Genomic DNA, 24223 nt, shown 5'->3' on the forward strand with positions numbered 1-24223 from the left:
TCTCACTGGTATTCAATGTCGATGGTGGCAATGGTATTGGCTCGCCCGGCGGTCACCTGAGCGTCAGTCTGGTAATACTGCACCTGAAAAGGCAGGTCGAACGGCTGGTCGGGGACGGTCTTGTTGCCAAACATGATCGGAGAGTCGTAGCGCAGTATCACCCCGCTCACCATCATTCTCACCCCGATGCCGGTGGCACTGTCGCTGCCTGGCGTCAGGTTCAGCACGTCATTACCGTCACTGAGCGAGGTGCTGCCGTTGGCGCTGGTAACCCGGGCGGTCATGGTTACCGCGTCGGTACAGGTCGCCGTCAGGTTGAAGGTTTTCCAGTCGCTGCTGCTGCCAACATGGGTAAAGAGGCTGGTTGGGAAATCCCCCAGCATAATGACCAGACTTTTCGGATCCACCGAGCAGGTGGTGGCCTTCAGCGCCAGGTTGCCGCCGTAGCGCACGGCGTCCAGTTTGCCGAGCTGCCGATCCGGATAGATGCCCAGCGACCAGATGCCGTTGCGTACCGTCGTTGACGCCTGCTCTCCGGTGGTGCTCGCGGTTTTGATCAGCTGCATCGTCAGCGACACGTTGAAGCTGCCGGATCCGTCACTGCTGACGTACCCCAGCGGTGTGCTGCGGCTGTCGCAGTGGGCGGCGCGGCCTCGCACCGGCTGTCCGGCGCTGTTCAGCAGCTCAATGCCAATCCCCTCTATACCGCTGCGATACACTCCCGGCATCCCCGGCACCTCCTCGCCTTCGCCCAGATGGCAGGCGGTGATCGGCTTGCCGCTGTCGGCGGCATCACAGCCGCCTTTCACCCTATGCGAGCGGGTGGAGCCCGGAATGGCATTGCCGACCCCGAGCGTGGAGGGCACCGACAGCGTACCCGGCGTCACTGACCAGGGGAGATCCGCAGTGGAGCAGGTGGCTTTCGCCTGCGGCATAAACAGAAACAGGGCGGCCAACAGGGCCAGGACACAGCCGTAACGGAAGGGTTTCATCTTTTCCTCGATGCTGTCAGGAGCACTGGGCGGTAACGCTAATCACCGGGTCAGCGGATCCGGACGGCAGTTGATAGTGGGCGGAGCAGTGCGCGCCTGCGCCTTTGCCCCAGCTGACGTTGACGCTGCCGCGGGCGTGCATCCCGGTCAGGTAGACCTGGCCGCCATCGCCAACGATAAATTCGCCGCTCTCATGGGCCGGGGTAGCCGCGGCGCCAAAGGGCACCGGACGACCGTCGGCGCGGGTGAGGGTCAGTAGCACCCGGCTGCCGACGCGGGTATCAAAGTGGGCACGCACAATCGCCCCCCGGGTTGGCGTGATGACTTTGGCCGCCTGGCCGACGTCGGCCCCGGGAGGCAGGCTCTCGGTATCCAGCGCTAAGGTGTTGTGATGGTACGGCGTGACGTAAGGCACGATGGCATAGCCGCGATAGTCGATTTTGACCCCGTTCTGGTTGTCGATCCCGGTACCGCTGGCCCCCGGCGCCTCCATCAGCGCCACGGTATCCCCCATCGGCTGGCCGAGGGTCACGCCGTGTGCGTGAACAATCATGCTCCCCTCTACGCCGAGGTTAAGCTGGCGCTGTTGGTTATCCTGGGAATAACCCGCCGTCATTTCGCCGTAGGTGGCTTTGTAATCGCTGTTCAGGTTAGTGCTGTAGCCGGAAGAATGGCTGTGGCCCTGCTGCACCCCCCAACTGAGGTTATTGTCTGCCAGCGCGGTGCCGTTCAGGCCAACGCTCTGGCTGGTGTCATGCTTGCTGTTGTTAAGGATGTAATTGACCCAGGTATTGCTCAGCCAGTGTTCCAGCGGAACGGAGACGTTGAAGCCGAAGGTCTGCTCGTTCACCCACGGGTCATCGTCCTCCTCATCCTGAACGTTTTTGCTCAGGGCGTAGTTGACACCGTAACTGATGCCGTGCCAGCTGCCGTTATAGCCGACGCTCAGCGAGGTCATGCCCTGGTCGCTATGCCAGTAATTCTCTTTCACCAGACTTAACGTCACCGAGCCCAGGGAGCCGCCGAGGGACTGATCGAGGGTCGCCTCCTGGCGGTTGTGTAGCCTGTCGGCTTGCGTCCAGTCGTCGTCATGGGTGTGGGAGTCGAACACATCTGTCATGGTGTTAAACCCAGCGCTGTTATAGCGATACCCGGCCACCGTAAAGTGAGTGCCGGTGGTGGCGAAGTCTTTGCTATAGCGCACCCGCAAGGCGCGGCCATGGGAGGTTTTTTGCTCCTGCATCTGCGATTTTGCCGTGGTCATGTCCACCGAAAACGCCCCCCAGTCGCCGATGTTTTTCCCGGTGCCGAGCGCCAGAGCATCGTAATACTGGCTGGTCTGGATACCGCCGTAGGCGGTGATGTCGTACGGCAGGCCATAGATGCCGGTGCCCTGCAGGAACGGGGTTTTCTCTACGCGGTGGTCATAGCTGCGATAGTGCCCGCCGGTCAGGCTGTATTTAAACCGGCCTTCACGCTGCAAAACCGGCACCGAGGCGTAAGGCACCACGAAGTGCTGCTCGCTGCCGTCGGTCTCTTTGACGGTTACGTTCAGATCGCCGCTGCCGCCGGTAGGATAGAGATCGTTAATCTCGAACGCGCCGGGGGCGACATAGTTCTGATAGATCACGTAGCCATTCTGGCGCACTACCACCTGGGCGTTGCTGTGAGCCACGCCGCGAATACGTGGGGCGAAGCCCTTCAGGCTGTCCGCCAGCATGTCATCGTCAGAGGCGATCTGCGCCCCGGTAAATGCCAGGCTGTCAAATACGTCCGAGGGGGTGGAGCTTTGCCCGAGGGTGACGACGCTGCCCAGCGACAGAATGTTGCGTTGGGCATAGCTGTAGACCGGGGAGAAGTCGCGCTGCGTCGTGCGATCGTCCCGGGTCTCGCTCCATGTGGAGTAGGTGCGCAGACGCCAGGCTCCGAGGTTCAGCCCCGGACGCAGGTTCAGATAATCATTGCGCTGGTGGCCACCGTCTTCCCCCCGGCTGCGGCTATCCTGGGTGGAGTAGCTGTAGTTCAGCAGTAAGGCGTTAATCCCGTTGTCCATCTCATCAGGCGCCACATAACCGTGAGGCACCGGAGTGATGGCCGCCTGCGGGATACTCAGCAGCAGCTGCCGCTGGCCGGGACGGAAGGTCGCGCTGGCGGCAGGTAACCCGGAGAGATCGACACAGCCGTCATCCTTTGTGACGCTGAATTTATCGCTCTGGATACCCAGGCTTCTGAGGGTTTCCACCGAGAGGCAGGGTTGCAGGATGGCCGATCCGCTGGTTGGCTGTTGCACGCCAAAATTGATCTTTCTGTTGGCGACTTTATTGTTATTCACATAGACATCCACCTGATAGCTCCCCGGCGCGATGCCCGGACCCTTCTCATACAGCGTGAGGTCGGTTTTGCCCTGACCGGGAGTGTCGATATCCAGCAGCGCTGGGTTGAAATAATCTTCTGCCAGCGCCTGCTGCACGCCCACGCTCAGTACCACGCAGTTCAGAGCAATCAGCAGGGCGCGCGCGGGGTGACGGGGTGTTTTGGAGGAAAAGTACCAGGGCATGGCAGCGTCAGTCTTTTTGCACAGATGCGGACCAGGCGTGGCTCACCGCGCCATAGTCGTTGATGATTTTCCAGGAAACCTTGTTCCCGGCGATCCCGCCCGACACGGTAAAGTGTGCGTCGCTGTTGGGTGCCACCCAGGTGACGTTATCGACTTTTTTGCCGCCGACGGTGATGGCCTGGAAGTTCATGTAAAACGGCGTCGGGTTGCTCACCACCAGATTGTTACCCTGTTTATGCCAGCGTAATTTATCCGCCACCTCATCCGGCTTGCCGTTAATCCCGGTCGGGCGGTAGATCAGCTTGATCCGCGTTTTAATCGCGATTTGCAGGGTGTTGCTGCTCTCTTCCCGCGAGGTGGACGGAATGGATTTGATATTCAGCCAGTAGAGCGATTCGCGATCGGTCGGTAGGTTGCCCCCGGTGCGCACCACGCGCAGGACGTTGTCCTGTTTGCCATCGAGGCGAAAAAGCGGCGGGGTGATCAGAAACGGCGCTTTATCCCGCGCATTGTCGGCGCTCTCGACCCAGGACTGCACCAGGTAGTTGCGGTTATCCGGGTTGGAAATCCCTAATGATGCTTCTTTTTTATCTCCCTGATAAATTAAACGGGTCCCTTCGATAATTACCCCGGCGTGAGCGGCGGTGGTCATTAATAACAGGGAGGCGATGAAAATAGATTTACGCATAACGGAACTCTGAATAAGGCTCAGAATGCCTGACCGCAGCGGGCCAGGCACCGCAGGATTAATTGTACATGACGGTAAAGGTGGAGACCGCATTAGCCGGGCCGGCGGTGATGGCGCTGCCGGTCTGGATATAGCGTGCGCCAAATACCAGATCGTTGGTGATGGTGCCGGACTGCAGCGTATAGCTGGTCGAGGCGGTATACAGGCTCAGTGGATTTTCGGTTTTATCCAGCAGCTGAATACCGACGCCGGTTGCCGCACCGGTACCGGGGGTGACGGCCAGCACGTTGGCGTTGGTGCCGTCAGCGGAGCCGCCAAAGTTGATGGCCGCGCTGGCGATGGTATCCGGGCAGTCTTTCAGTTTGATATCAAAACGGGTGGTCGTGGTGGTGGAGCCTGAACCGGTGAAGGCCGTTTGCGATATTTTGCCGAGGGAAACATCCAGCGGGCTGCTGACGCCATTGACCACCTGGCAGGCGGAATCGATGATTTCGCCGGTGAAATTGATTTGCCCCTCGCCGCTGTTCGCAGCCCAGGCAGAAACAGAACAACATAATGCAGTGACAATAAAGGTGCCGGAGACAATTTTACGCATAATCATTCCTGAGTGAATTCCGGTGGTAATAACATCCGTTGTGATTGATTTTTGAAAAAGTAGGCCGACTTTTTATCGGGGGCCAATTTACGATATTAATTGCTGATGGATAACTATTGGCAGGGGCAATAGTGATTTCATCAACGGTTGAAATTTATATTTTTACAGTTATTACAGAGGGATGGTGTTATTGCGGCCCGGCCGCAATAAGAGAAATGTCTGTTCGCTGCCGCCTTATCGACGCTATAGTGTTAAAAAGCTGTCGCAAGGAGAGTTGTCGTGGATTATCGCAAAATTATCAAAGAGGTCGGACGGGGTAAAAACCACGCTCGTGACCTGGATCAGCAGACTGCCCGGGCGCTCTATACCCTGATGCTCAATGGCGAGGTGCCGGAGCTGGAGATGGGTGGCATTCTGATTGCGCTGCGTATTAAAGGGGAAGGTGAGGCCGAAATGCGCGGCTTCTATGAGGCGATGCAGGCGCAAACCCTGCGCCTGACGCCGCCTGTAGCAAAGCCGATGCCGGTGGTGATCCCCAGCTATAACGGGGCGCGCAAGCAGGCGAACCTCACCCCGCTGCTGGCGATTCTGCTCAACAAGCTCGGGTTCCCGGTGGTGGTGCACGGGGTCAGTGAAGATCCGACCCGGGTGCTGACTGAAACTATTTTTACCCTGATGGGCATCGAGCCTGTCCGCCACGGTGGGCAGGCGCAGGCGAAGCTGGAAGGGCATCAGCCGGTGTACATCCCGGTGAGCACGCTGTGCCCACCGCTGGAAAAACAGCTGGCGATGCGCTGGCGGATGGGGGTGCGAAACAGCGCCCACACGCTGGCGAAGCTGGCAACACCGTTTGGTGAAGATGAGGCCCTGCGTCTTTCCAGCGTTTCGCACCCGGAATATGTCACCCGCGTCGCGACGTTCTTTGCCGATATCGGTGGCAGAGGGCTGCTGATGCACGGCACCGAAGGGGAGGTCTATGCCAATCCGCAGCGCTGTCCGCAGCAAACGCTGATTGAACCGGCCGGTACCCGGGTGGTGCTGGAGCGCGGGGAAGAGAACAGTAACGTGGCGCTGCCGCAGGCCAAAGACGCCGAAACCACGGCCCGCTGGATTGAACACTGCCTCTCCGGACGCGAGGCGGTTCCCCACGCCATCAAGCTGCAGATGGCCTGCTGCCTGCTGGCGACCGGGCTGGCCGAGACGGTCGAGGCCGGGCTGGCGCGGGTTAACCAGAGTTTTTAAATAAAAAAAGCCCGTCCAGCGATGGACGGGCCAAAAAAGTAACAACAGGGTCAATGAGGGTTGGAGCTGCTCGCCAGCGAACTGGCGAGCGGGTGGAGATCGGATTCAGCTTACTTGTAGATAACGGCAGTGCCGCTCATTTTGTTATTGGTGTTTGCAGAAGTAATGGTATAGCCGGTTGCGCCAGCGGCTTGTGCTTTCTCAGCCAGGCGTGCTTCCAGACCGTCCAGCGTGGTGGCGCCTTCAACGCTTACCACACCGATTTTGTTCATGCTGTTTGCCTGAGCAGCGGACACAGACTCCGCAGCAAAAGCACCGAAAGACAGAGTCGTCAGGGCAACAGCAGCAACAGCATATTTGATGGTTTTCATAGTTAATATCTCGCAGGTTATTCTGTTAAGGGGACGATGTTCCGTCGATGTGATAAGTATCACGCTTTTTTGCGAGAGATAAAATCGAAGAGAATTGACGTCGTCATTCGAAAAATTTGAATGACAAATAAGTTATTGAATATTAATAAATTCGGTGAATGTCTTTACCTTTCTTGCCGTTGCGCTTTACAGACGGCGAAAGAAGGGCACTTTTTGCGAAACCCTGGATTAAAATACGTGCGCAAAGACGAAACCGCTTGCGCGGCTCTCAGGGTTGCAGCAAGTCAACGTAACTGGCTGTCCTTCGATCCTCTGCGATTATATCCTGCGTGTGAAGCGGAATGTGAATCTTTATCCTGCTGGCAGGCGATGCACAGCCTGACGCCGGGCACGGCCTGGCGCCGCGCTTCGGGGATAGGTACCCCGCACTCTTCACATTCCATCAGACTCTCGCCGCGCGGAATTTCACCCCGCGCCCGCGCTACCGCATCTTCAATGGTACTGTTGATCTGCTCGTTAACCGCATCATCGTTCGCCCAACCGGAAGCCATACGCCCCTCCTGACAGCTCATAGTGCATACAGTAACTATGGCGCTAAAAAAGTGTCAATCAAGGCTGGCGGTCAGATTTCAGACCATTCGCGCAGCAGGTTGTGGTAGAGATTCAGCAGGGACAGCACCTCCTCGCTTTCACCATGGCGACCGCGCAGGGTCTGGATGTTGCGGTCCAGGTCGAACAGCATGTTGCGTTTTTTGTCATCGCGGATCATCGACTGGATCCACATAAAGGACGCCACGCGCACGCCGCGGGTTACCGGGGTCACGCAGTGCAGGCTACTGGACGGATACAGCACCAGATCCCCCGCCGGGAGCTTGACGCTGTGCTGGCCGAAGGTGTCATTCACCACCAGCTCGCCGCCGTCGTAGCTGTCGGGGGCGCTTAAAAAGAGCGTGGCGGAGAGATCGGTGCGCATCCAGCCGGTCTGCGGATGGCTGCGTACCGCGCCGTCAACGTGAAAACCGTACGTCTCCTGCTGCTGATAGCGGTTAAACAGCGGGCTGGAGATCTGACGCGGCAGGGCGGCGGCAAAGAACATTGAGTGCTGATTCACTGCCTGCAGCACGGCCGCCTGCAGGGTCATGTACAGTTCACTCTGGGTATCCACCTGCTGATTATTTTTGACCTGCGCGCCCTGGTTGCCCACGGTGGCACGCCCGTCAACCCACGGCGCCTGATCCAGCTGGGTGCGGAACTGCGCCACCTCGTCGGCGTTCAGCACGCCCGGAATGTGATACATCATAAAGGGTTCCTCAAAAAGTGGGGCCGAAGCCCCACGATTGATCAGAAGTGCATGTTCGCCGTTAACATAAAGGTGCGCGGTTCACCTGGATGGTAACGGTAGCCGCTCTTGTTGATGGAGGAGACGTAATCTTCATCAAACAGGTTATAGACGTTCAACTGCATATCGAGGTTGCGATTGACGCGATAGCCCAGCTTGGCATCCGCCACCCAGTAGCCTTCGGTAAAGGACGGCGTGCCGACCGCACCGTCGGAACCTCGGTGCATACTGCCAATGTAGCGCGCGCCTGCGCCAACGGAGATATCGTCCGTCGCCTGGTACTGGCTCCACAGGGTAAAGGCATGTTCCGGGGTGTACGGCAGCGACGAGGTACCGTCCTGCGCGACGTTATTGCCGGTCTGCACGCTGGCACGCTGCTGGGTGTAACCACCTATCACCTGCCAGTTGGCGGTGATATTGCCCGCCGCCGACAGTTCATAGCCTTCGACGCGCTTTTTACCGTACTGGGAGTACGTGCCGTCGTCGTTCTGCTCGACTTCGTTTTCGATGTCGGTGCGGAAGAGGGCTGCCGACAGCAGGAGGCGTTTATCCAGCACTTCCCATTTGGTGCCCAGCTCGCTGGTTTTGGCCTTTTGCGGTTTAAAGTCGGTGCGGTTGGCGCTGCTGCCCGTTCCGCCCTGCGCCAGCGCAAAGTTGTTGCCGCCCGGCGGCTGCTGAGAGATGGCGTAGTTGACGTACACGTTGCCGTGCTCGGTCAGGTGGTAGAGCGCACCGGCTTTCCAGTTAACCAGATTGCCAGAGGTCGCGGTGTCCACGGTGGTGATCGGCGAACCTTTCGCCACGCCGGTTGGACAAGCTACTGCGCCGCGACCGGTGCCGCCGCAGATGCTGGCGCTGTCATATTCGGTGTGATACGTGTCAAGACGAATGCCGCCGTTCAGCTCAAAATCACGGGTGACTTGCAGCGTATCGAAGGCGTAAATCCCGAAGGTATCGGTCTGGCCGTTGGCGTTGGCACCGTTTCGGGTTAAGCCGCCAATGCTGACGTTGCTGTTCGGGTGATAGATATTCACCGGCGGCGGCGTCAGGGCATTCACGCCGTAGTTGGTCTGGGTTTCGCGGGTGAACTCCACCCCGGTGCTGATGTCGTGGCCCACGCTGCCGGTATAGAATTTGGTCGTCAGGTTGGTCTGGTTGGTCAGGATCTTATTGCTGACATCTTTGGTGTTGGCATTGCGCGACCAGGTCCAGGTGTCCACGCTGTTGCGATCCGGCTGGGTAATGTTAGTGGCACCGCCCATGATCGCCGTCAGCAGATAATCCTGCTTTACACGCGACCAGCGCGTGGTGTTACGCACGGTGGTGGTGTCGTTGATGTCGTGTTCAAAACGCATCGTCGCGGTATCAGCGGTAGAGTCGTCGTAATCAGAGTCTGTACCGTAGTAGTTGCTGGTATCCACTTTACCGGAGCTGTTCAGTGCCGCGGTGCCTGCCGACGGCGCCGAGTAGCCCGGCAGACCGATGGTCGGGATGCCGCCGTCCGGTGTGTTGTGTTGGGTGACATGCAGGTAGTTCAGGTAAAGACGGTTTTCCGTTCCCAGACCGAAGGCCAGCGAGGGGGCCACGCCGTAGCGCTCGTTTTGAATGTTGTCCCGACCTTCATCGTGGGTTTTCTCGCCCATCAGGTTCAGACGGAAGGCGGAGGTTTCACCCATCGTCTGGTTGATATCAATCGTGCCACGGCGCATGTACGCGCTGCCGACGCTGGCGGAGGCATCAATGCCGGAGTCCAGACGCGGTTGCTTGCTGATCATATTGATCGAGCCGCTTGGCGCACTGCGGCCATAGTCGCTGCCGGATGGGCCTTTGATCACTTCTACCTGTTCGGTATTGAAGGTATCGCGGGTGGCGCTGCTGATGTCGCGAATGCCGTCCACGTAAATACTGTTTGAGGTGTCTACACCGCGCATATACACCGAGTCACCGGTGGTGGAGTTGCCGTTTTCACCGGCAAAGAATGCGCCCACGCCCGGAACGTTTTTCAGGGCATCGGTCAGATTGGTTGCACCCTGATCCTTCAGCACCTGATCAGAGATAACCGTGATGGTACGGGTGGTGTCAGCAACAGGACGGCTGAATTTAGGGTCAGCGGATTTCGCCGGGGCATACAGTGAGGGCTGCTGTGCTTCGACGACCAGCGTGTCGTCAGATTTTTTTTCTGTACTGTCCGCCGCGAGAGCCGTCGCCACCGGGGAAAGACCGATACACAGGCCGGTGAAAAAGGTCAGCGAGTTAAAGCTGCTGAAAGGAACGTTGCGATTTTTATCCATATTGTTTAGTAACTTATAATTTTTAGTATCAAAATTTCCATTACGTCAGGGCAGGTCTGAGCCCGTCTCCTGTGCCACGCTTATCTCCGTAATGAACCTACAAATGATAATAATTACGATAAACATTATCATTTGGCGTGACTTTTTATCATTCTCGTCACGAAAATGAAATACGTAAATTTACATTACTGACGAAAAATCTTCACAAAGTGCAGGATGGCGAAAAAACGAACTGCACCCAAAAGGATGCAGTATGCAGTGCAGGAGGGGTATTACTTGTAGATGGTGGCAGTACCAAACATGCGGTTGTCGCCGCTGGCAGAGTTAACGACGTAGCCTTTTGCGCCCTGTTCACGCGCTTTTTCAGCCAGTTTGTCCTGCAGATCGCCAAGGTCGGTTGCACCAGAAACCTGAACGGTTCCTGCTGGCCTCAGTTGACCGGTATCGCCGTTGCTGAGTGATTCGATCGACCACGCAGCAAACGATGCGCCTGCCAGTGTAGCGGCAGCCAGCATTACCAGGTATTTTTTCATGATCACTTCCTCTGAATGACAACGGGTGATGCACACTAAGTGTAGAACGGGTCAGAGTGTGATTTAGTGCAAAAAATTGATGATGATCTGCTTATTTTTTGAACAACATATATTGACAATTTTATGACAAATCAGTGACATACAGGTATATGAATTTTAGCGATTTATTCTGCGCTGCAGAGAATTATTTACCCTGACCCCGGCAACGGGTATCTTACGGCGCTGTTTAAAGGAGAACGCCATGACACCCGAGAAGCCGGGGTTGCACCCACGCAACCGCCACCGCAGCCGTTACGACATGAATGCCTTATGCGAGAGCTGTCCGGCGCTGCGCGAATTTATCACCCAGACGCCTGGCGGCGAGCCGACGGTGAACTTTGCCGATCCGCAGGCCGTGAAGACGCTGAACAAAGCGCTGCTTGCCCATTTTTACGGCGTCGCGCAGTGGGATATCCCGGAAGGCTATCTCTGCCCACCTGTACCGGGGCGCGCAGATTACATTCACCATCTCGCTGATTTGCTGGCGGAAGGCAACGACGGCACCGTGCCCGCTCAGGCCACGATTCTGGATATCGGCACCGGCTCCAACCTGATCTATCCGCTGATTGGCGTGCATGAATACGGCTGGCGTTTCACCGGCAGCGAAGTGGATCCGCAGGCATTTGCCAACGCTACCACCATTATTAACGGCAACGCTGGCCTGACTCGCGCTATTCGCCTGCGTCGCCAGAAGGACGCCTCGGCAATTTTCGCCGGGGTGATCCATAAAAACGAGCAGTACGATGCCACTTTGTGTAACCCGCCATTCCATGATTCTGTCGAAGCCGCGCGCGCAGGCAGCGAGCGCAAGCGCCGCAACCTCGGCCAGGCCGCTGATGCCGCGCTGAACTTTGGCGGCCAGCAGCAGGAGCTGTGGTGCGAGGGTGGTGAAGTGGCCTTTATCCTGAAAATGATTGCCGAGAGCGCCCAGTTTGGCCGTCAGGTGAAGTGGTTCACCACTCTGGTATCACGCGGCGAAAATCTGCCCCCGCTGTACCGCGCCCTGACGGACGCCGGTGCAGTGAAAGTGGTGAAAAAAGAGATGGCGCAGGGCCAGAAGCAGAGCCGCTTTATCGCCTGGACGTTTATGGACAACGCCAAACGCCGTCAGCGTTAAGCGCGTCATAAGGTCGGCTGTTGGGATGGCGGTGCAGCGTTCGGCGACGGTAACAGCTGATACATCTGCACTGGCACCCGCACGTCGGCCAGGTCGAAGTGTTTTTTCACCATGCTGTCGAGGGCGAAGCGCACCGTCCACTGCTTCAGCGGCTGGGTGGTGAACGACACCCGCAGCGTAAAGGCGGTGCTGGTCAGCCCGACAATCCCGACAAATGACGGCTCGCCGATAATCAGCCCGCGAATATCTTCCTTCTCCAGTAGCTCATCTACGGCCGCTTTCAGCGCCGCTTTCGCTTTTTCGGCATCTTCATGCCGGTCGACGTCGTAGTTGGCGACCACTGATCCTATGCCGCGCACAAAGTTAGCGAAGGTGGTGATCGAAGACCACGGGATGATGTGGTACGCGCCGGTGTCCTGACGCACCCCCACCGAACGAATCGACATCCGCTCCACCGTGCCGGTAAGCGGCCCGATGGTCACCAGATCCCCGGTGTTCATCCCGTTTTCAAACTGGATAAAGATCCCGGTGATGATGTCCTTCACCAGCGTCTGTGAGCCGAACGAAATCGCCAACCCCAGCGCCCCGGCACCCGCCAGCAGCGGGGCGATATTGACCCCGATTTCCGACAGCACAATCATGATGGTAATGGTGCTGATCACCACCGCCAGCGCGTTACGGAACAGGGTCAGCAGCGTGCGGGCACGGGCGCTCGGCAGCGGGCGGCCGTGAATATCCGAGGCCAGCCGGTTCTCAATCAGGCTTGCCAGCAGCGTCCAGCCAATGGCCGAGAAGAACAGGATCAGCGCGATGCGGATCAGAATATCCACTGTTTTCTCGCCCGCGCCGTTATGCAGCCAGTTCCAGAAATCAAACAAACCCCAGGCGCTGAGCAGCAGCATAATGGCGACGCAGACCGTCAGGATCCGCGCCACTTTCAGCGAGACGGAGATCCAGCCGTTCAGCCGCTTTTGCAGCTCCGGATAGCTGCGCTGAACCTGAGGCGACAGAGTGACAGTTTTGGCGATCCAGCGTGACAGCAGGCCAGAGACAAAGGCCCCGATCCCCACGATCGCCAGACTGTGGAAGGTGGCCCCCATCATAAACTTCAGGCTGTTTCCCGGATCGAACAGGGAGAAGAAGCACAGCACGATGAAATAGGCGCAGGCCAGCCAGTGCCACACCAGCGCAAAGGCGCGAATAAACAGGCTGAAGAAGGCGAGGGAGCGGTCGGCAAGGTGCAGCAGCCCTTCGGTGATGGCGCGCTTGTTATGGAAAATTAAATACAGCGCCCAGACGGTGATGCCCAGCATAATCAGCACGTTGGCCAGCGCGCCAAACTGGACGTTGATCTGGTTAGAGATAATTGGCACCGCCACCATCAGGCCGTAGCCAATCAGGCCGCTCAACACGCTCAGGCGCAGCGCCCAGTAGTGCGCGGTGCGATCGTCAATCGCAAAGGGGCGCAGGTCGGGCACCCGGGGGCAAAATATCAGCCGCAAAATCGCTTTAAAAAACTCAATCAATGCGAAGGCGTTCAGGAACAGTGCCTGCTGGAAGGCGATGGTACGGTTGCCCGCGTTCATGTTTTCGCTCAACACCTGGCCGACAAACAGGGTCAGCGCCAGCAGCAGCAGGTCGATGATAAAGGCGCTGGTGATCATCAGCGGCAGGTGGAACCAGCTGCTCTTCTCCCGGTTCTTCTTGCGCCCCCAGCGGCCCATTTTGCGGTACAGCGGCCAGGCGCACAGGCGCACCAGCCAGAAAAAGGCGAACACGGCCCCGGCCAGCATCAGAAATTGCTGCGCGGCGTGGGTGAAGGTGTCCGGGTTAAAGGCTTTATGCGGGGTTCCTATCAGGTTGCGGTACAGCTGGGCGAAACGGGAGGAGAGGGCTTCGCCGTAGTGGCGGCTGACGTCGGTGACGTTTTCCAGCACCGTTTTCTGCTCAACGATATCCGGTGGGGTGATGGTCGGTACCGGCGTTTCCGGCGGCGTGGCGGCCACGCTGCGCAGCTGGGTGATCAGCTCGTTGCGCGACGCGTCGTTGTCCAGCACGTCCGCGAGGGCCGAATAGGCGGCCTTCTTCTGCTCAACGTCCGGCTCGGCGGGCGGGCTAGTCTGCGTCGTGGACGCAGGCATGCCAGGCAGTGCGGCCGCCTGGGCAGGCGTGCAAAACAGGCTAAACAGGAGCAGCAGGATCCACGGCACGGCGTCCTCCGGTGACAATATCGAGCAAAATGATAAGTATAGAAGGCTAGCGGGGACGGGAGGATTTTGGGAGGATTCTGGTGAAAAGGCCGGGTTGTTACCCGGCCTGGAAAACACAACAGCTTACGACACGTGCTGGAGGAACTCCTGCAAACGCTGGCTTGGCGGGTTCTCAATTAAGGTTTGCGGATTACCGTCTTCGGCAATGCGGCCTTTATCAATGAAAATCAACCGTGAGGCCACCTTTTCGGCAAAGCCGATTTCGTGGGTCACAATCACCATTGTCATCCCTTCTTCCGCCAGGTCCTGCATGACCTTCAGCACTTCGTGGCGCAGTTCCGGGTCGAGGGCCGAGGTCGGCTCATCGAACAGCATCATCTTCGGTTTAACCGCCAGCGCACGGGCAATCGCCACGCGCTGCTGCTGGCCGCCGGAGAGCTCAGACGGGAAGTGGTGAGCGCGCTCAGCCAGGCCGACTTTCGCCAGCAGCTCTTTCGCCAGCTTCTCTGCTGCCGCTTTGTTGGCCCCGCGCACGCGCAGCGGACCAAACATGACGTTTTCCAGCGCCGTCAGGTGCGGGAACAGGTAGAACTGCTGGAAAACCATGCCTGCTTCCTGGCGGATCAGGCGTTCGTCCACTTTCGGGTCGTTCACCTTGAGGCCATCAACGATCAGGTCGCCGCTGGTAATCTCTTCCAGCTTGTTGATGCAGCGCAGCAGGGTCGATTTCCCAGAGCCGGACGGCCCGATAATTACCACGACTTCACCCTGCTGGATGTTCAAATCAATGTTGTGCAGCACCTGGGTAGGACCAAAGTGCTTGGAGACGTTTTTAAATTCAATCACAGGATTTTCATCCTTCTTTCCAGACGACGCAGAACAAAGCTCAGCGCCAGCGTAATAATCAGATAGACCACCGCCACGGCGCTCCAGATTTCCAGTGCGCGGAAGTTACCGGCAATGATCTCCTGGCCCTGGCGGGTCAATTCCGCGACGCCGATAACAATGAACAGCGAGGTATCTTTAATACTGATGATCCACTGGTTACCCAGCGGTGGCAGCATGCGGCGCAGCGCCAGGGGCAGGATCACGTGGCGGATGGTTTCGCGACGGGACAGACCCAGCGCCAGACCGGCCTCGCTAAAGCCTTTGTGGATCGACAGCACCGCACCGCGGGTGATCTCGGCGATATAGGCGCCGGAGTTGATCATGATGGTGACCACCGCCGCACTGAACGGGTCAATGCGCAGATCGTTAAACGCCATTGGCAGGGCGAAGTAGATAAACATCACCTGCACAACGATCGGCGTGCCGCGGATCACTTCGATGAATACCAGTGCTACGTGGTTAGCAATCCAGCCGCCGTAGGTGCGGGCGAAACCGGCAACGAGGCCGATAATTAACCCGCCGATCAGACCGAGGACCGAAATCCACAGGGTCATTTTGGCGCCTTCAAGCAAAAGAGGAATGGCGGGCCAGATGGCGCTCCAGTCAAACTCCATGATGTGTTCCTGTATACCGTGGTGAAAACAACAGGGGGCGAAGGACGCCCCCAGGATAGCTGCTCAGAGCTTAATTATTATTTTGGCTCAACGCCGAACCATTTTTTATAAATTTCGTTATAAGTGCCGTTGTCGCGCAGGGTTTTCAGCGCGCCGTTCACTTTGGTACGCAGATCGTCGCTGCCTTTCGGGAAGGCGATGCCGTATTCCTGCGCTTCCAGAGACTCACCTACCGCTTTGAACTTGCCATTACCGGCGGTTTTGATGAAGTACAGGATGTTTGGCGTGTCGTGCAGCACGGCGTCAGCACGGTTGGTACCCAGCTCCATGTAGGCGTTATCGATGTTCGGGAACTGACGCAGGTCTTTGGTTTTGATGTTGGCTTTCGCGTAATCAACAGAACCGGTACCGCTCTTCACCGCGACCACTTTGCCGTCGAGATCTTTTGCGCTTTTCACGTCGTTGTTGTCGGCTTTAACCATCACCAGCAGGCCGCTTTTGTAGTAGCCGTCTGAGAAGTCGATCGCTTTTTTACGGGCGTCAGTAATGGTGATACCGGCCAGCGCCACGTCAACGTTTTTGGTTTGCAGTGCCGGAACGATACCGCTGAAGTCCATTGGCTTAAGGGTGTAATCCAGCTTCAGTTCTTTCGCGATGGCCGCCCACAGATCCACGTCAAAACCGACGTACTGGTCGCCCTGTTTAAATTCGAACGGTACGAAGGCGGTGTCGGTGGCGACAATCAGTTTTTTATCCGCAGCCTGAGAAGAAACCGCAAAAGCCAGGGTAAGTGCAGCCAGTGAAACTTTTAATACAGACTTCATAGCATTTCCTTTTATATCCACGGGGCGATCCCCTGCGAGAACGAACGGTTGTATGAAAAAATCGTGCCAACTTTATAACCGATTGTTTTGCTGAGGGTAACACGCATTTCATTGCACAAGAAGAGTGGCAATACGGGTCGATTGCACCATAACGGAGCGCTATTTTGGTGCAGCGATCTTTTATCACCAACAGTTATGCTATTTAGCGCAAAAATTGGTGGGAAAACAATCTTTCGTTAACGATTGTGTGAGGTGATTATTACAAATATTTTACGTTTGCGGCGGGGAAGGGGGAAAGTGGTGCACCATAAAAGTGCAACACCCCCGCAGAAGGCGAGGGTGGTATTCACAAGTGGGATGGATTATTCGATGTTAGATTCGATAAACCACAGGAACTTGTCCAGGTCGCGGGAGGCCGCGGTGAGGATATCGGCGGTGTCTTCGTCTTTCGCTTCGCCAATCGCTTTACGTACATCATTGGCAACCACCGCGTAACGATCCGCCAGCTCTTTCAGGTGATCCTGTACGCTGTGGATATCCAGCGGATAGCTTTTCAGCGAGGTTTTGCTGTTGATAACCTGAGTGGTACCCAGCGCCACACCGCCGAGCTGCACTGCTCGCTCTGCCAGCGTATCCAGATGTTCGGTCAGCGCAGTGCGGAAGCCGTCCAGCATTTCATGCACCGCGATAAAGTTGGCGCCGCGCATATTCCAGTGGGCTTGCTTGGTTATCAGTGACAGGTCAATGAACTGGATCACCTGGCGATTCAGCAACTCAATCGTCGCTTTCTTTTCGCTGTCTGAGACATCGTTACGGGTGTAAAGCAGACTTGGTGCTTTGGTTTTGACCAGTTTAGCAGTACTCATAATGTCATATCCTCTTGATGTGTTGTCCCAGTAATTAACGGAATCAAGTATAGCACCGGTATCTGGCGTTGCGATTGGGTGCTGCCTATCGGTTTAATAGTGAGAAGGTAATTGAAGTGGTTAAGGTTATGATTTTACTGGTGAAGTTATATTGAAGGGTAAAACTATCTTATTTGTGACCTGCAGGCTGGCATGTGAAGAAATATTTCAGGCTGATGACAAATTATGCTGATAAATAAGGTGTTCGGGTATCTGGCTGTTATTCTGCATGCGGATAAGCCCGCATGCAGAATAACGTGCCGCTAGCGGATATCCACCTCTTCGACTTTGCTCTCCCGGCGCAGGGTCAGCGTCGAGCCCATCGAGGCGGCAATGATAGAACAGAGCGCCAGCGTCTGGGTAAAGGTCAGGGTTTCGCCGAGGAACACCATCCCGGACATCGCCGCAAGCGCGGGCTCCATGCTCATCAGGGTGCCAAAAATACGTGTCGGCAAGCGGGTCAGGGCGATCATCTCAAGCGAGTAGGGGAGAGCGGTGGAGAGCACCGCCACGGCCAGCCCCACCGGCAGTATCGACCACTGCCAGATAGATTCCGTCGCCTGCGCCATGCCGAGGGGAACAAATACGATGGCGGCGATCAGCGACCCGAGCGCCACGGTGGCAGGCCCGTGCTCTTCCCCGGCGCGTTGCCCGGTGAGGATATAGACGGCCCAGCAGGCACCCGCGCCCAGCGCCAGCAGCGCACCGGTTAAATCGATCTGGGATACATCCTGACCCAGCGGCAGCAGGAACCACAGCCCCAGCACCGCCAGCACCACCCAGACAAAATCCACCGCCCGGCGGGAGGAGAACAGCGCGACCGCCAGCGGGCCGGTAAACTCCAGCGCGACGGCAATACCTAGCGGAACGGTCTGAATCGACAGGTAAAAGAGGTAGTTCATCGCCCCCAGTGACAGGCCGTACAGCAGCAGAGGCAGCCGCTGCTCTTTCTTAAACCTCAGACGCCAGGGTTTGAAAATCACAATCAGGATCAGGGTCCCTAGCGCAATACGCAGCGCCGTTACACCCTGAGCACCCACAATGGGAAAAAGCGATTTTGCCAGCGACGCGCCGCTCTGGATCGAGAGCATGGCGATAAGGATAACGACGATGGGCAACCAGACCGGCGCCCTGCGAGACAACCCAGGCATCCTTTCTCCTGTCAATTTATGTCAAAGGGAGTAAAGGGTGGAGTGTAAAGTAAATAACGTCGGACGGTTGAGACTTTGTTGAAAAAAAGTCCCCAGAAATCCGTAGAATGGCCTCGGTGAGCTGGATAATTCACCAAACAGATTAGGAATTGTCTGGATGAATGTATCGTCTCTGCAGCGCACTATGAGTGTTTTAAAATATAAATTTAGTGTTTTTTGAAAGAGATAGCTGACGCAGGAAATGTTTGGTTACAGGAAAATTCGCGTTAGACATCACGATCGAGAAAGAGTTTCACAAGATTTTTTGATATATTTAAAACTTACGGATTTACTTGAAGCACATTTGAGGTGGTTATGAAAAAAATTGCATGTCTTTCAGCACTGGCTGCGGTTCTCGCTGTTTCTGCAGGTTCCGCTGTTGCGGCAACCTCTACCGTTTCTGGCGGTTACGCTCAGAGCGATATGCAGGGCGTGATGAATAAAACTAACGGTTTCAACCTGAAATATCGCTACGAGCAGGATAGCAACCCACTGGGTGTTATCGGTTCCTTTACCTACACTGAGAAAGATCGTTCGCATGCGGACTCTTATAACAAATCTCAGTACTACGGCATCACTGCGGGTCCAGCTTACCGTCTGAACGACTGGGCGAGCATCTACGGTGTTGTGGGTGTGGGTTACGGTAAATTCCAGAGCAATGAAAACCAGGCCCTGGCACACACTGATAGCACCAGCGACTACGGCTTCTCTTACGGCGCAGGTCTGCAGTTCAACCCAATCGAAAACGTTGCGCTGGACTTCTCTTATGAGCAGAGCCGCATCCGTAGCGTTGACGTTGGCACCTGGATCGCTGGCGTAGGCTACCGTTTCTAATCACTTCGGTGAGCCAATAAAAAATCCGCCAGTATGGCGGATTTTTTTTATCTGCTTTTTCTGCTTTACCTACCGGCTTTTCGTCTCAAACAGATCCGTGCCCAGATGGTTGTAGTCAACTTTCTGTAACTTGAAGTTGGTAACGTAAACCGGCGGCGCTTTGTCGTTCGACACAAACCGATAAGGGGTGTTGATCTCTTTCGCGCGAATCCCCGTCCACTGTGAGAAGAAGCTCAGGAAATCATTGGCAGAGCGGCGCGCTTTGATGATGCGATGCGATTTATCATCGCTGGAGAGCACCATAAACGGTACCTGGAAGTTCTGCTGGAAACCGTCGTCGTGCGCCAGATACTGCACCTCTTTCCCACGCTCTTTGAAAGCCAGCCCGTGATCGGAAAAATAGACCATCGAGAAGCTCTCGCCCGTGTTCTGCAGCTGGGTATACAGCTTGCTGAGCAGGTCGTCGGTCTGGGTCATGGTCTGAAGATAGCAGGACGTCTCTTTCGACTGTACAAACTCCGCGTATTTCCCCTGGGTGCGATCGCAGGCCTGCGGGTGTGAACCCATCAGGTGCAGGACGATCAGCTGCGGCTGAGTACGCTGGGTGCTGAATACCTGCTCGGTCATTTTCAGCAGCGCCGTATCCTGAGTATTCTTATCCGCCTCAAAATCCCCGCTTTTCAGGAACTGCGCTTCATCTGCCCGTCGGGCGATACTGGCAATAGCTGTATCGTATTCGCCAATCTGTCCCTGATTAGAGAACCACCAGCTCTGGAAGCCCGCGCGGTTAGCCAGCGTCACGAAGTTATCCTGATACTGCGGCTTGTTGTCCACCACCCGGTTAAGCGTCAGCCCGAGCGATTTCTGCGTTGAACCGCTGGCGGCAATGTAATCGGTAAACAATGTGCCGTTCACTTTGCTGGCAAACGGGGTGTTATCCCAGTGTCCACCAAACGCCCCCAGCGCATCGCGACGGGCGCTTTCACCGATCACCACCATATAGATGTGGTATTTCGGCTTTACCGACAGCACGTTCCAGGTGTCCTTGATCTGCGACAGGGCGCTCATCCGCGCCTGCTCATCCAGTACTTCCTGGTTGTTCACCACCACGTCTTTCACAAACCGAAACACCGGGTAGCCGGTATCTTTCAGCTTGAACACGCCGCCCCAGGCCAGGTTCTGCACAGGCGCGACAAAGAAAGTCGCGACGCTAAACACCAGGCACAGGGTATCTAATTTGCTCCAGGCTTTTTTTGCCTGCGGCTTACGACGCACAGCAATCACGCCAAGGGCAAAGATAAACAGGCCGACCACGTAGCTGTACCACGGGAAAATGGTCAAGATTTCCGTCGACTCTTCCATGTTGGTGGAGTGCATCGCCAGCAGGGTATTAAAGTTGGGCGAGCCGTAGGCCTGAGAGAACGGGAAATATAACGCCGCGATCAGCGAGCAAAGCCCGAGCACACCCTTCTGCAGGCGCGGTGCGCGCAGCCAAAGCAGGTGCAAAATACAGGTGAACGCCACGGCATACAGCAAACTGAACGGGTAGCCAGAGGCAAAGTTAATCAGCAACGATTGTAAAAAGTAGAATCCCGTCCACGGGCTTAAGGCCCGGCTGCGGGTAATGAGCGTTTCTTTCAGGGTTAAATTCATAGGTCACTATCGTGAAAACGCCATGTGCTCACCCTGGCGCCAAGGGTCAAAACCTGCCTGAGAATGCGTAGAAGGGGAAGTGAGGTCCGCGTCTGCGAGCCGCAAAAAGTGCAGGGCTGCAAGAAGATAGAGCCAGCGGCGTTCCAGGTCAATAGTTATAAAGTGGGTGATATGAGAAGAGGATTACAATTCCGTAAAAAAGATCGGGGAATAGCGCTCAAACGGGCAGTATGGACGGGGGAGATGACAGAAAAATGACGCGGCGTACCGGGACGCCGCTTAGCGTGAAGGTTTGTCGTTCTGCTGAGGTTTGCCGTTAATAATGTCGCAAATCATATTCAGCAGCATTAAGCGTACTTTAAAGGGAGAGTGGCTAAACACGCGCATACACCTCTTGAATTCGTTCATTGTGACCTCCTGTTAAGTGATCCCTTCGATCCATGAAGGGTGACTGCATTACATACAGATATAGCACAGGCTATATTGTATAGCCAAGGCTATTACGTTAATTTTTTGTGCTTATGTAGTGATGGTTTACAATGGCCGCCCGTATATTGATTTGCTGGATGCGTCATCCGCAAGAGGAAGCACCAATGAACCGCCGTGCAGGTAAACCCATAACCAAAAAAATGACGCAGCTGGTCAATGTTGAAGAGCATGTCGAAGGCTTTCGTCAGGTCCGCGAGGCGCATCGTCGGGAGTTGATCGACGACTACGTTGAGCTGATTTCCGATCTGATCCGCGAGGTGGGGGAGGCCCGTCAGGTGGATATGGCTGCACGCCTTGGCGTCTCCCAGCCGACGGTGGCAAAAATGCTCAAGCGTCTGGCGACGGTAGGTCTGATCGAACTGATCCCGTGGCGCGGGGTGTTTCTGACCCCGGAAGGGGAGAAGCTGGCGCAGGCGAGCCGCGAACGTCATCAAATCGTCGAAAACTTCCTGCTGGTGCTGGGCGTCAGCCCGGATATCGCCCGCCGCGACGCCGAGGGGATGGAGCACCATGTCAGCGAAGAGACGCTGCAGCAGTTTCATGCGTTTACCCTCAAACACGGCTCTTCCGCTGAATGACCCTCCCTGGCCTGCGGGCGCTGGCCCGCGATCGTTTCTTTCATCTGTTACTGGTTGTCGGCGTGGGGCTCAGCTTTCTGGTTCCCTTCGCGCCAAAGTGTTGGCCTACCGCCATCGACTGGCACACCATTATTACCCTCTCCGGGCTGATGATGCTGACCAAAGGGGTCGAGCAGAGCGGCTTCTTTGATGTATTAGGGCGCAAGTTGGTGCGCCGTTTTGCCACCGAGCGGCGGCTGTCGCTGTTTATGGTGTTCTCCGCGCGCTGCTGTCGACGTTCCTCACCAATGACGTGGCGCTGTTTATCGTAGTTCCGCTGACGCTCACCCTGCGCAAGCTGTGCGAAATCCCGGTTAACCGGCTGATCATCTTTGAAGCGCTGGCGGTCAACGCCGGGTCGCTGCTGACGCCGATTGGCAATCCGCAAAACATCCTCCTGTGGGGGCGCTCCGGTCTGTCGTTTGCCGCCTTTACCTGGCAGATGGCGCCGCTGGCGCTGGCCATGATGTTAACCCTCGGGCTGGTGTGCTGGTTTGCCTTCCCGGCGAAAGCGCTGAACTACCATAGCGGCACCTCCGCGCCGCAGTGGAAGCCACGCCTGATCTGGAGCTGTCTGGCGCTCTATATTGTCTTTGTCGCAGCCCTGGAGCTAAAACAGGAGCTGTGGGGGGCCTTGCTGGTGGCGGGCGGTTTCTTACTGCTGGCGCGACGGGTGCTGATTAGCGTGGACTGGACGCTGCTGCTGGTGTTTATGGCGATGTTTATCGACGTGCACCTGTTGATTCAGGTTCCGGCCCTGCAGGGGATGTTGCACAGCGTTGGTGGGCTCTCGCAGCCGGGACTGTGGCTGACGGCCATCGGCCTGTCGCAGTTTATCAGCAACGTTCCGGCCACCATTTTGCTGCTCAACTATGTGCCACCCACGGCGATGCTGGCGTGGGCGGTGAACGTCGGGGGCTTTGGTTTACTGCCGGGATCGCTGGCCAATCTTATCGCGCTCAGGATGGCCAACAATCGCCGTATCTGGTGGCGTTTCCATCTCTGGTCGCTGCCGATGCTGCTCTGGGCGGGGCTGATAGGGTACGGATTACACCTTCTTCTGCAGACATAAGATAAAAAAAAGCGGGCATCGTAGCCCGCTTTTTTATGCCTGTAATGCGATTAGTTCAGACGAACCGGCATACCGGAACGGTTCTGAATCGCCTGATCCACAACGGTGGTGTCCACATCCTGCTGGCTGGTGATGGCCTGCACGTTGCTGGTCAGGGTGACCGGGACGGTAACGTTATTGTTGATCTGATCTTCGCTGGTGGAGAGCGGGTTGTGTACTTCGAGGTAGCGGCTGCCATCCGGCTCGGTCGTGGCTTTTACCGGCTCGTTAATGAACTGCACGCGGGTGCCGACCGGCACGTTCTCGAACAGGAATTTGATGTCGTCGTTACGCAGACGCACGCAGCCGTGGCTTACGCGCAGGCCGATACCGAAGTTAGCATTGGTGCCGTGAATCGCGTACAGACGGCCGATATACAGCGCGTACAGACCCATAGGGTTGTCCGGGCCTGCCGGAACAACGGCTGGCAGCGGCTCGCCTGCGGCGATGTATTCCGCGTGCATTTTGGCGGTTGGCGTCCAGGTTGGACCCGCTTTTTTGCGCTCAACTTTGGTGGTCCAGTTCATTGGCGTATCTTTGCCTAACTGGCCAATACCGATTGGCAGCACGATGACGGTGTTGGTGCCTTTCGGGTAGTAGTACAGACGCATTTCGGCGCTGTTGATGACGATGCCTTCATGGACGGTGTCCGGCAGGATCAGCTGCTGAGGAATGTTCAGCACCGTGCCGCCTTTCGGCAGGTACGGGTCGACGCCTGGGTTGGCTTCCATGATGTTGGAGAGGCCCAGCTGGTATTCCGCGGCAAAATACTCCAGCGGCTGAGTGTTGCCTTCCTCAATGGTCACGACCTGGTTCTGACCCACCAGACGGCTACCGTCGGTTGGCAGAGGATAGGTGACAGCAGAAGCGGTCTTGCAAAACCCTACTACGGCAAACGCCACTGCAAAAAGCGATGTAAATTTCATATTCATGGTGTGCGAGGTATCTGTGCCACTACGGCATGTAGTTAAAGGTATGAACGGTTTAGGCGCGCATTATATGTGCATTCACCGCAGCATGGAATTCGGATGTGTACTAAATCACACTTTTTTCCATATTAATAACCTTTAGCACCACGTTGTTACACGCGATCTCATTATTGAATTGTGGCATAATGCCGGGTT

Annotated in this window: 22 protein-coding genes and 1 pseudogene; 5 read left to right on the forward strand and 18 right to left on the reverse strand. The window is 56.5% G+C overall.

The annotated features are described in order from the left end of the window. Positions 1–2 precede the first annotated feature (2 nt). Genes M8014_RS05755 through M8014_RS05770 form a run of 4 tightly spaced genes read right to left on the reverse strand, consistent with a single transcriptional unit; the run spans position 3 to position 4832 of the window. Positions 3–992: a fimbrial protein gene (locus M8014_RS05755; protein ID WP_271281576.1), complete on the reverse strand. Its 990-nt coding sequence runs from the start codon at positions 990–992 to the stop codon at positions 3–5. Positions 993–1008: 16 nt separating this feature from the next. Next, positions 1009–3549 carry a fimbria/pilus outer membrane usher protein gene (locus M8014_RS05760; RefSeq protein WP_271281577.1) on the reverse strand — a complete coding sequence of 847 codons (2541 nt, stop codon included), beginning with the start codon at positions 3547–3549 and terminating at the stop codon, positions 1009–1011. A 7-nt stretch (positions 3550–3556) separates the two neighbouring features. Next, entirely contained in the window at positions 3557–4237 is a 681-nt protein-coding gene (locus M8014_RS05765; protein WP_271281578.1) for a fimbrial biogenesis chaperone, read from the reverse strand. A 58-nt stretch (positions 4238–4295) separates the two neighbouring features. Continuing rightward, positions 4296–4832, reverse strand: coding sequence for a fimbrial protein (locus M8014_RS05770; protein WP_271281579.1), 537 nt, complete (start codon positions 4830–4832; stop codon positions 4296–4298). A gap of 279 nt (positions 4833–5111) precedes the next feature. On the opposite strand from M8014_RS05770, the gene ybiB reads away from it, so the two are divergent. Next, on the forward strand, positions 5112–6074 hold the full coding sequence (ybiB, locus tag M8014_RS05775; RefSeq protein WP_271281580.1) for a DNA-binding protein YbiB: 963 nt from the start codon (positions 5112–5114) through the stop codon (positions 6072–6074). 110 nt (positions 6075–6184) lie between these two features. On the opposite strand, the gene ybiJ is transcribed toward ybiB, so the two are convergent. The 5 genes from ybiJ to mcbA all read right to left on the reverse strand — a co-directional run bounded on the left by ybiJ (position 6185) and on the right by mcbA (position 10608). Beyond that, positions 6185–6445 carry a DUF1471 family protein YbiJ gene (gene ybiJ / locus M8014_RS05780; protein ID WP_271281581.1) on the reverse strand — a complete coding sequence of 87 codons (261 nt, stop codon included), beginning with the start codon at positions 6443–6445 and terminating at the stop codon, positions 6185–6187. Positions 6446–6729: 284 nt separating this feature from the next. Further along, on the reverse strand, positions 6730–6996 hold the full coding sequence (locus tag M8014_RS05785) for a DksA/TraR family C4-type zinc finger protein (RefSeq protein ID WP_271281582.1): 267 nt from the start codon (positions 6994–6996) through the stop codon (positions 6730–6732). A 71-nt stretch (positions 6997–7067) separates the two neighbouring features. Further along, the gene (gene ybiX / locus M8014_RS05790; protein ID WP_271281583.1) at positions 7068–7745 is read right to left on the reverse strand and encodes a PKHD-type hydroxylase YbiX; all 678 of its coding nucleotides are present in this window, start codon (positions 7743–7745) and stop codon (positions 7068–7070) included. A 41-nt stretch (positions 7746–7786) separates the two neighbouring features. Next, positions 7787–10075: a catecholate siderophore receptor Fiu gene (locus tag M8014_RS05795; protein WP_271281584.1), complete on the reverse strand. Its 2289-nt coding sequence runs from the start codon at positions 10073–10075 to the stop codon at positions 7787–7789. A gap of 272 nt (positions 10076–10347) precedes the next feature. Further along, positions 10348–10608, reverse strand: a complete 261-nt coding sequence (gene mcbA / locus M8014_RS05800; RefSeq protein ID WP_271281585.1) for a DUF1471 family periplasmic protein McbA — start codon at positions 10606–10608, stop codon at positions 10348–10350. A gap of 241 nt (positions 10609–10849) precedes the next feature. Between mcbA and rlmF the strand changes: the two genes are divergently transcribed. Beyond that, entirely contained in the window at positions 10850–11764 is a 915-nt protein-coding gene (gene rlmF / locus M8014_RS05805; protein WP_271281586.1) for a 23S rRNA (adenine(1618)-N(6))-methyltransferase RlmF, read from the forward strand. Between the two features lie 5 nt (positions 11765–11769). Here rlmF and ybiO read toward each other — a convergent pair whose 3' ends face one another. The 6 genes from ybiO to rhtA all read right to left on the reverse strand — a co-directional run bounded on the left by ybiO (position 11770) and on the right by rhtA (position 18356). Beyond that, a complete protein-coding gene (gene ybiO / locus M8014_RS05810; RefSeq protein WP_271281587.1) occupies positions 11770–13974 on the reverse strand; it encodes a mechanosensitive channel protein in 2205 nt (734 codons plus the stop codon). A 123-nt stretch (positions 13975–14097) separates the two neighbouring features. After that, the gene (gene glnQ, locus M8014_RS05815; protein ID WP_271281588.1) at positions 14098–14820 is read right to left on the reverse strand and encodes a glutamine ABC transporter ATP-binding protein GlnQ; all 723 of its coding nucleotides are present in this window, start codon (positions 14818–14820) and stop codon (positions 14098–14100) included. After that, entirely contained in the window at positions 14817–15476 is a 660-nt protein-coding gene (glnP, locus tag M8014_RS05820) for a glutamine ABC transporter permease GlnP (protein ID WP_271281589.1), read from the reverse strand. The genes glnQ and glnP overlap by 4 nt, the downstream gene beginning before the upstream one ends. A 77-nt stretch (positions 15477–15553) precedes the next feature. After that, positions 15554–16300, reverse strand: coding sequence for a glutamine ABC transporter substrate-binding protein GlnH (glnH, locus tag M8014_RS05825; protein WP_271281590.1), 747 nt, complete (start codon positions 16298–16300; stop codon positions 15554–15556). 362 nt (positions 16301–16662) lie between these two features. Then, entirely contained in the window at positions 16663–17166 is a 504-nt protein-coding gene (dps, locus tag M8014_RS05830) for a DNA starvation/stationary phase protection protein Dps (protein WP_271281591.1), read from the reverse strand. 302 nt (positions 17167–17468) lie between these two features. After that, positions 17469–18356 carry a threonine/homoserine exporter RhtA gene (gene rhtA / locus M8014_RS05835; RefSeq protein ID WP_271281592.1) on the reverse strand — a complete coding sequence of 296 codons (888 nt, stop codon included), beginning with the start codon at positions 18354–18356 and terminating at the stop codon, positions 17469–17471. Between the two features lie 354 nt (positions 18357–18710). On the opposite strand from rhtA, the gene ompX reads away from it, so the two are divergent. Then, positions 18711–19229, forward strand: a complete 519-nt coding sequence (ompX, locus tag M8014_RS05840; RefSeq protein WP_271281593.1) for an outer membrane protein OmpX — start codon at positions 18711–18713, stop codon at positions 19227–19229. Between the two features lie 69 nt (positions 19230–19298). On the opposite strand, the gene M8014_RS05845 is transcribed toward ompX, so the two are convergent. After that, the gene (locus M8014_RS05845; protein ID WP_271281594.1) at positions 19299–20882 is read right to left on the reverse strand and encodes a phosphoethanolamine transferase; all 1584 of its coding nucleotides are present in this window, start codon (positions 20880–20882) and stop codon (positions 19299–19301) included. Positions 20883–21161: 279 nt separating this feature from the next. Next, entirely contained in the window at positions 21162–21290 is a 129-nt protein-coding gene (mntS, locus tag M8014_RS05850) for a manganase accumulation protein MntS (RefSeq protein WP_271281595.1), read from the reverse strand. Positions 21291–21475: 185 nt separating this feature from the next. Between mntS and mntR the strand changes: the two genes are divergently transcribed. Next, a complete protein-coding gene (gene mntR, locus M8014_RS05855) occupies positions 21476–21949 on the forward strand; it encodes a manganese-binding transcriptional regulator MntR (protein ID WP_271281596.1) in 474 nt (157 codons plus the stop codon). Continuing rightward, positions 21946–23060, forward strand: a pseudogene (locus M8014_RS05860) (anion transporter). The gene mntR and the pseudogene M8014_RS05860 overlap by 4 nt, the downstream one beginning before the upstream one ends. 50 nt (positions 23061–23110) lie before the next feature. On the opposite strand, the gene ldtB reads toward M8014_RS05860, so the two are convergent. Continuing rightward, positions 23111–24031 carry a L,D-transpeptidase gene (ldtB, locus tag M8014_RS05865; RefSeq protein WP_271281597.1) on the reverse strand — a complete coding sequence of 307 codons (921 nt, stop codon included), beginning with the start codon at positions 24029–24031 and terminating at the stop codon, positions 23111–23113. Positions 24032–24223 lie beyond the last annotated feature (192 nt).

The organism is Silvania hatchlandensis, from assembly GCF_025564065.1.
GTDB lineage: Bacteria > Pseudomonadota > Gammaproteobacteria > Enterobacterales > Enterobacteriaceae > Enterobacter > Enterobacter hatchlandensis.

Excerpts from the sequence above, each read along its gene's own strand:
- M8014_RS05785 (WP_271281582.1), bottom strand. The coding sequence starts at position 6,996 with ATGGCTTCCGGTTGGGCGAACGATGATGCGGTTAACGAGCAGATCAAC.
- ompX (WP_271281593.1), top strand. The coding sequence starts at position 18,711 with ATGAAAAAAATTGCATGTCTTTCAGCACTGGCTGCGGTTCTCGCTGTT.
- rlmF (WP_271281586.1), top strand. The coding sequence starts at position 10,850 with ATGACACCCGAGAAGCCGGGGTTGCACCCACGCAACCGCCACCGCAGC.
- M8014_RS05765 (WP_271281578.1), bottom strand. The coding sequence starts at position 4,237 with ATGCGTAAATCTATTTTCATCGCCTCCCTGTTATTAATGACCACCGCC.
- ybiX (WP_271281583.1), bottom strand. The coding sequence starts at position 7,745 with ATGATGTATCACATTCCGGGCGTGCTGAACGCCGACGAGGTGGCGCAG.
- rhtA (WP_271281592.1), bottom strand. The coding sequence starts at position 18,356 with ATGCCTGGGTTGTCTCGCAGGGCGCCGGTCTGGTTGCCCATCGTCGTT.
- glnP (WP_271281589.1), bottom strand. The coding sequence starts at position 15,476 with ATGGAGTTTGACTGGAGCGCCATCTGGCCCGCCATTCCTCTTTTGCTT.
- M8014_RS05845 (WP_271281594.1), bottom strand. The coding sequence starts at position 20,882 with ATGAATTTAACCCTGAAAGAAACGCTCATTACCCGCAGCCGGGCCTTA.
- mntR (WP_271281596.1), top strand. The coding sequence starts at position 21,476 with ATGAACCGCCGTGCAGGTAAACCCATAACCAAAAAAATGACGCAGCTG.
- mntS (WP_271281595.1), bottom strand. The coding sequence starts at position 21,290 with ATGAACGAATTCAAGAGGTGTATGCGCGTGTTTAGCCACTCTCCCTTT.
- ldtB (WP_271281597.1), bottom strand. The coding sequence starts at position 24,031 with ATGAATATGAAATTTACATCGCTTTTTGCAGTGGCGTTTGCCGTAGTA.
- M8014_RS05755 (WP_271281576.1), bottom strand. The coding sequence starts at position 992 with ATGAAACCCTTCCGTTACGGCTGTGTCCTGGCCCTGTTGGCCGCCCTG.
- dps (WP_271281591.1), bottom strand. The coding sequence starts at position 17,166 with ATGAGTACTGCTAAACTGGTCAAAACCAAAGCACCAAGTCTGCTTTAC.
- M8014_RS05760 (WP_271281577.1), bottom strand. The coding sequence starts at position 3,549 with ATGCCCTGGTACTTTTCCTCCAAAACACCCCGTCACCCCGCGCGCGCC.
- M8014_RS05770 (WP_271281579.1), bottom strand. The coding sequence starts at position 4,832 with ATGCGTAAAATTGTCTCCGGCACCTTTATTGTCACTGCATTATGTTGT.
- glnH (WP_271281590.1), bottom strand. The coding sequence starts at position 16,300 with ATGAAGTCTGTATTAAAAGTTTCACTGGCTGCACTTACCCTGGCTTTT.
- ybiJ (WP_271281581.1), bottom strand. The coding sequence starts at position 6,445 with ATGAAAACCATCAAATATGCTGTTGCTGCTGTTGCCCTGACGACTCTG.
- mcbA (WP_271281585.1), bottom strand. The coding sequence starts at position 10,608 with ATGAAAAAATACCTGGTAATGCTGGCTGCCGCTACACTGGCAGGCGCA.
- M8014_RS05795 (WP_271281584.1), bottom strand. The coding sequence starts at position 10,075 with ATGGATAAAAATCGCAACGTTCCTTTCAGCAGCTTTAACTCGCTGACC.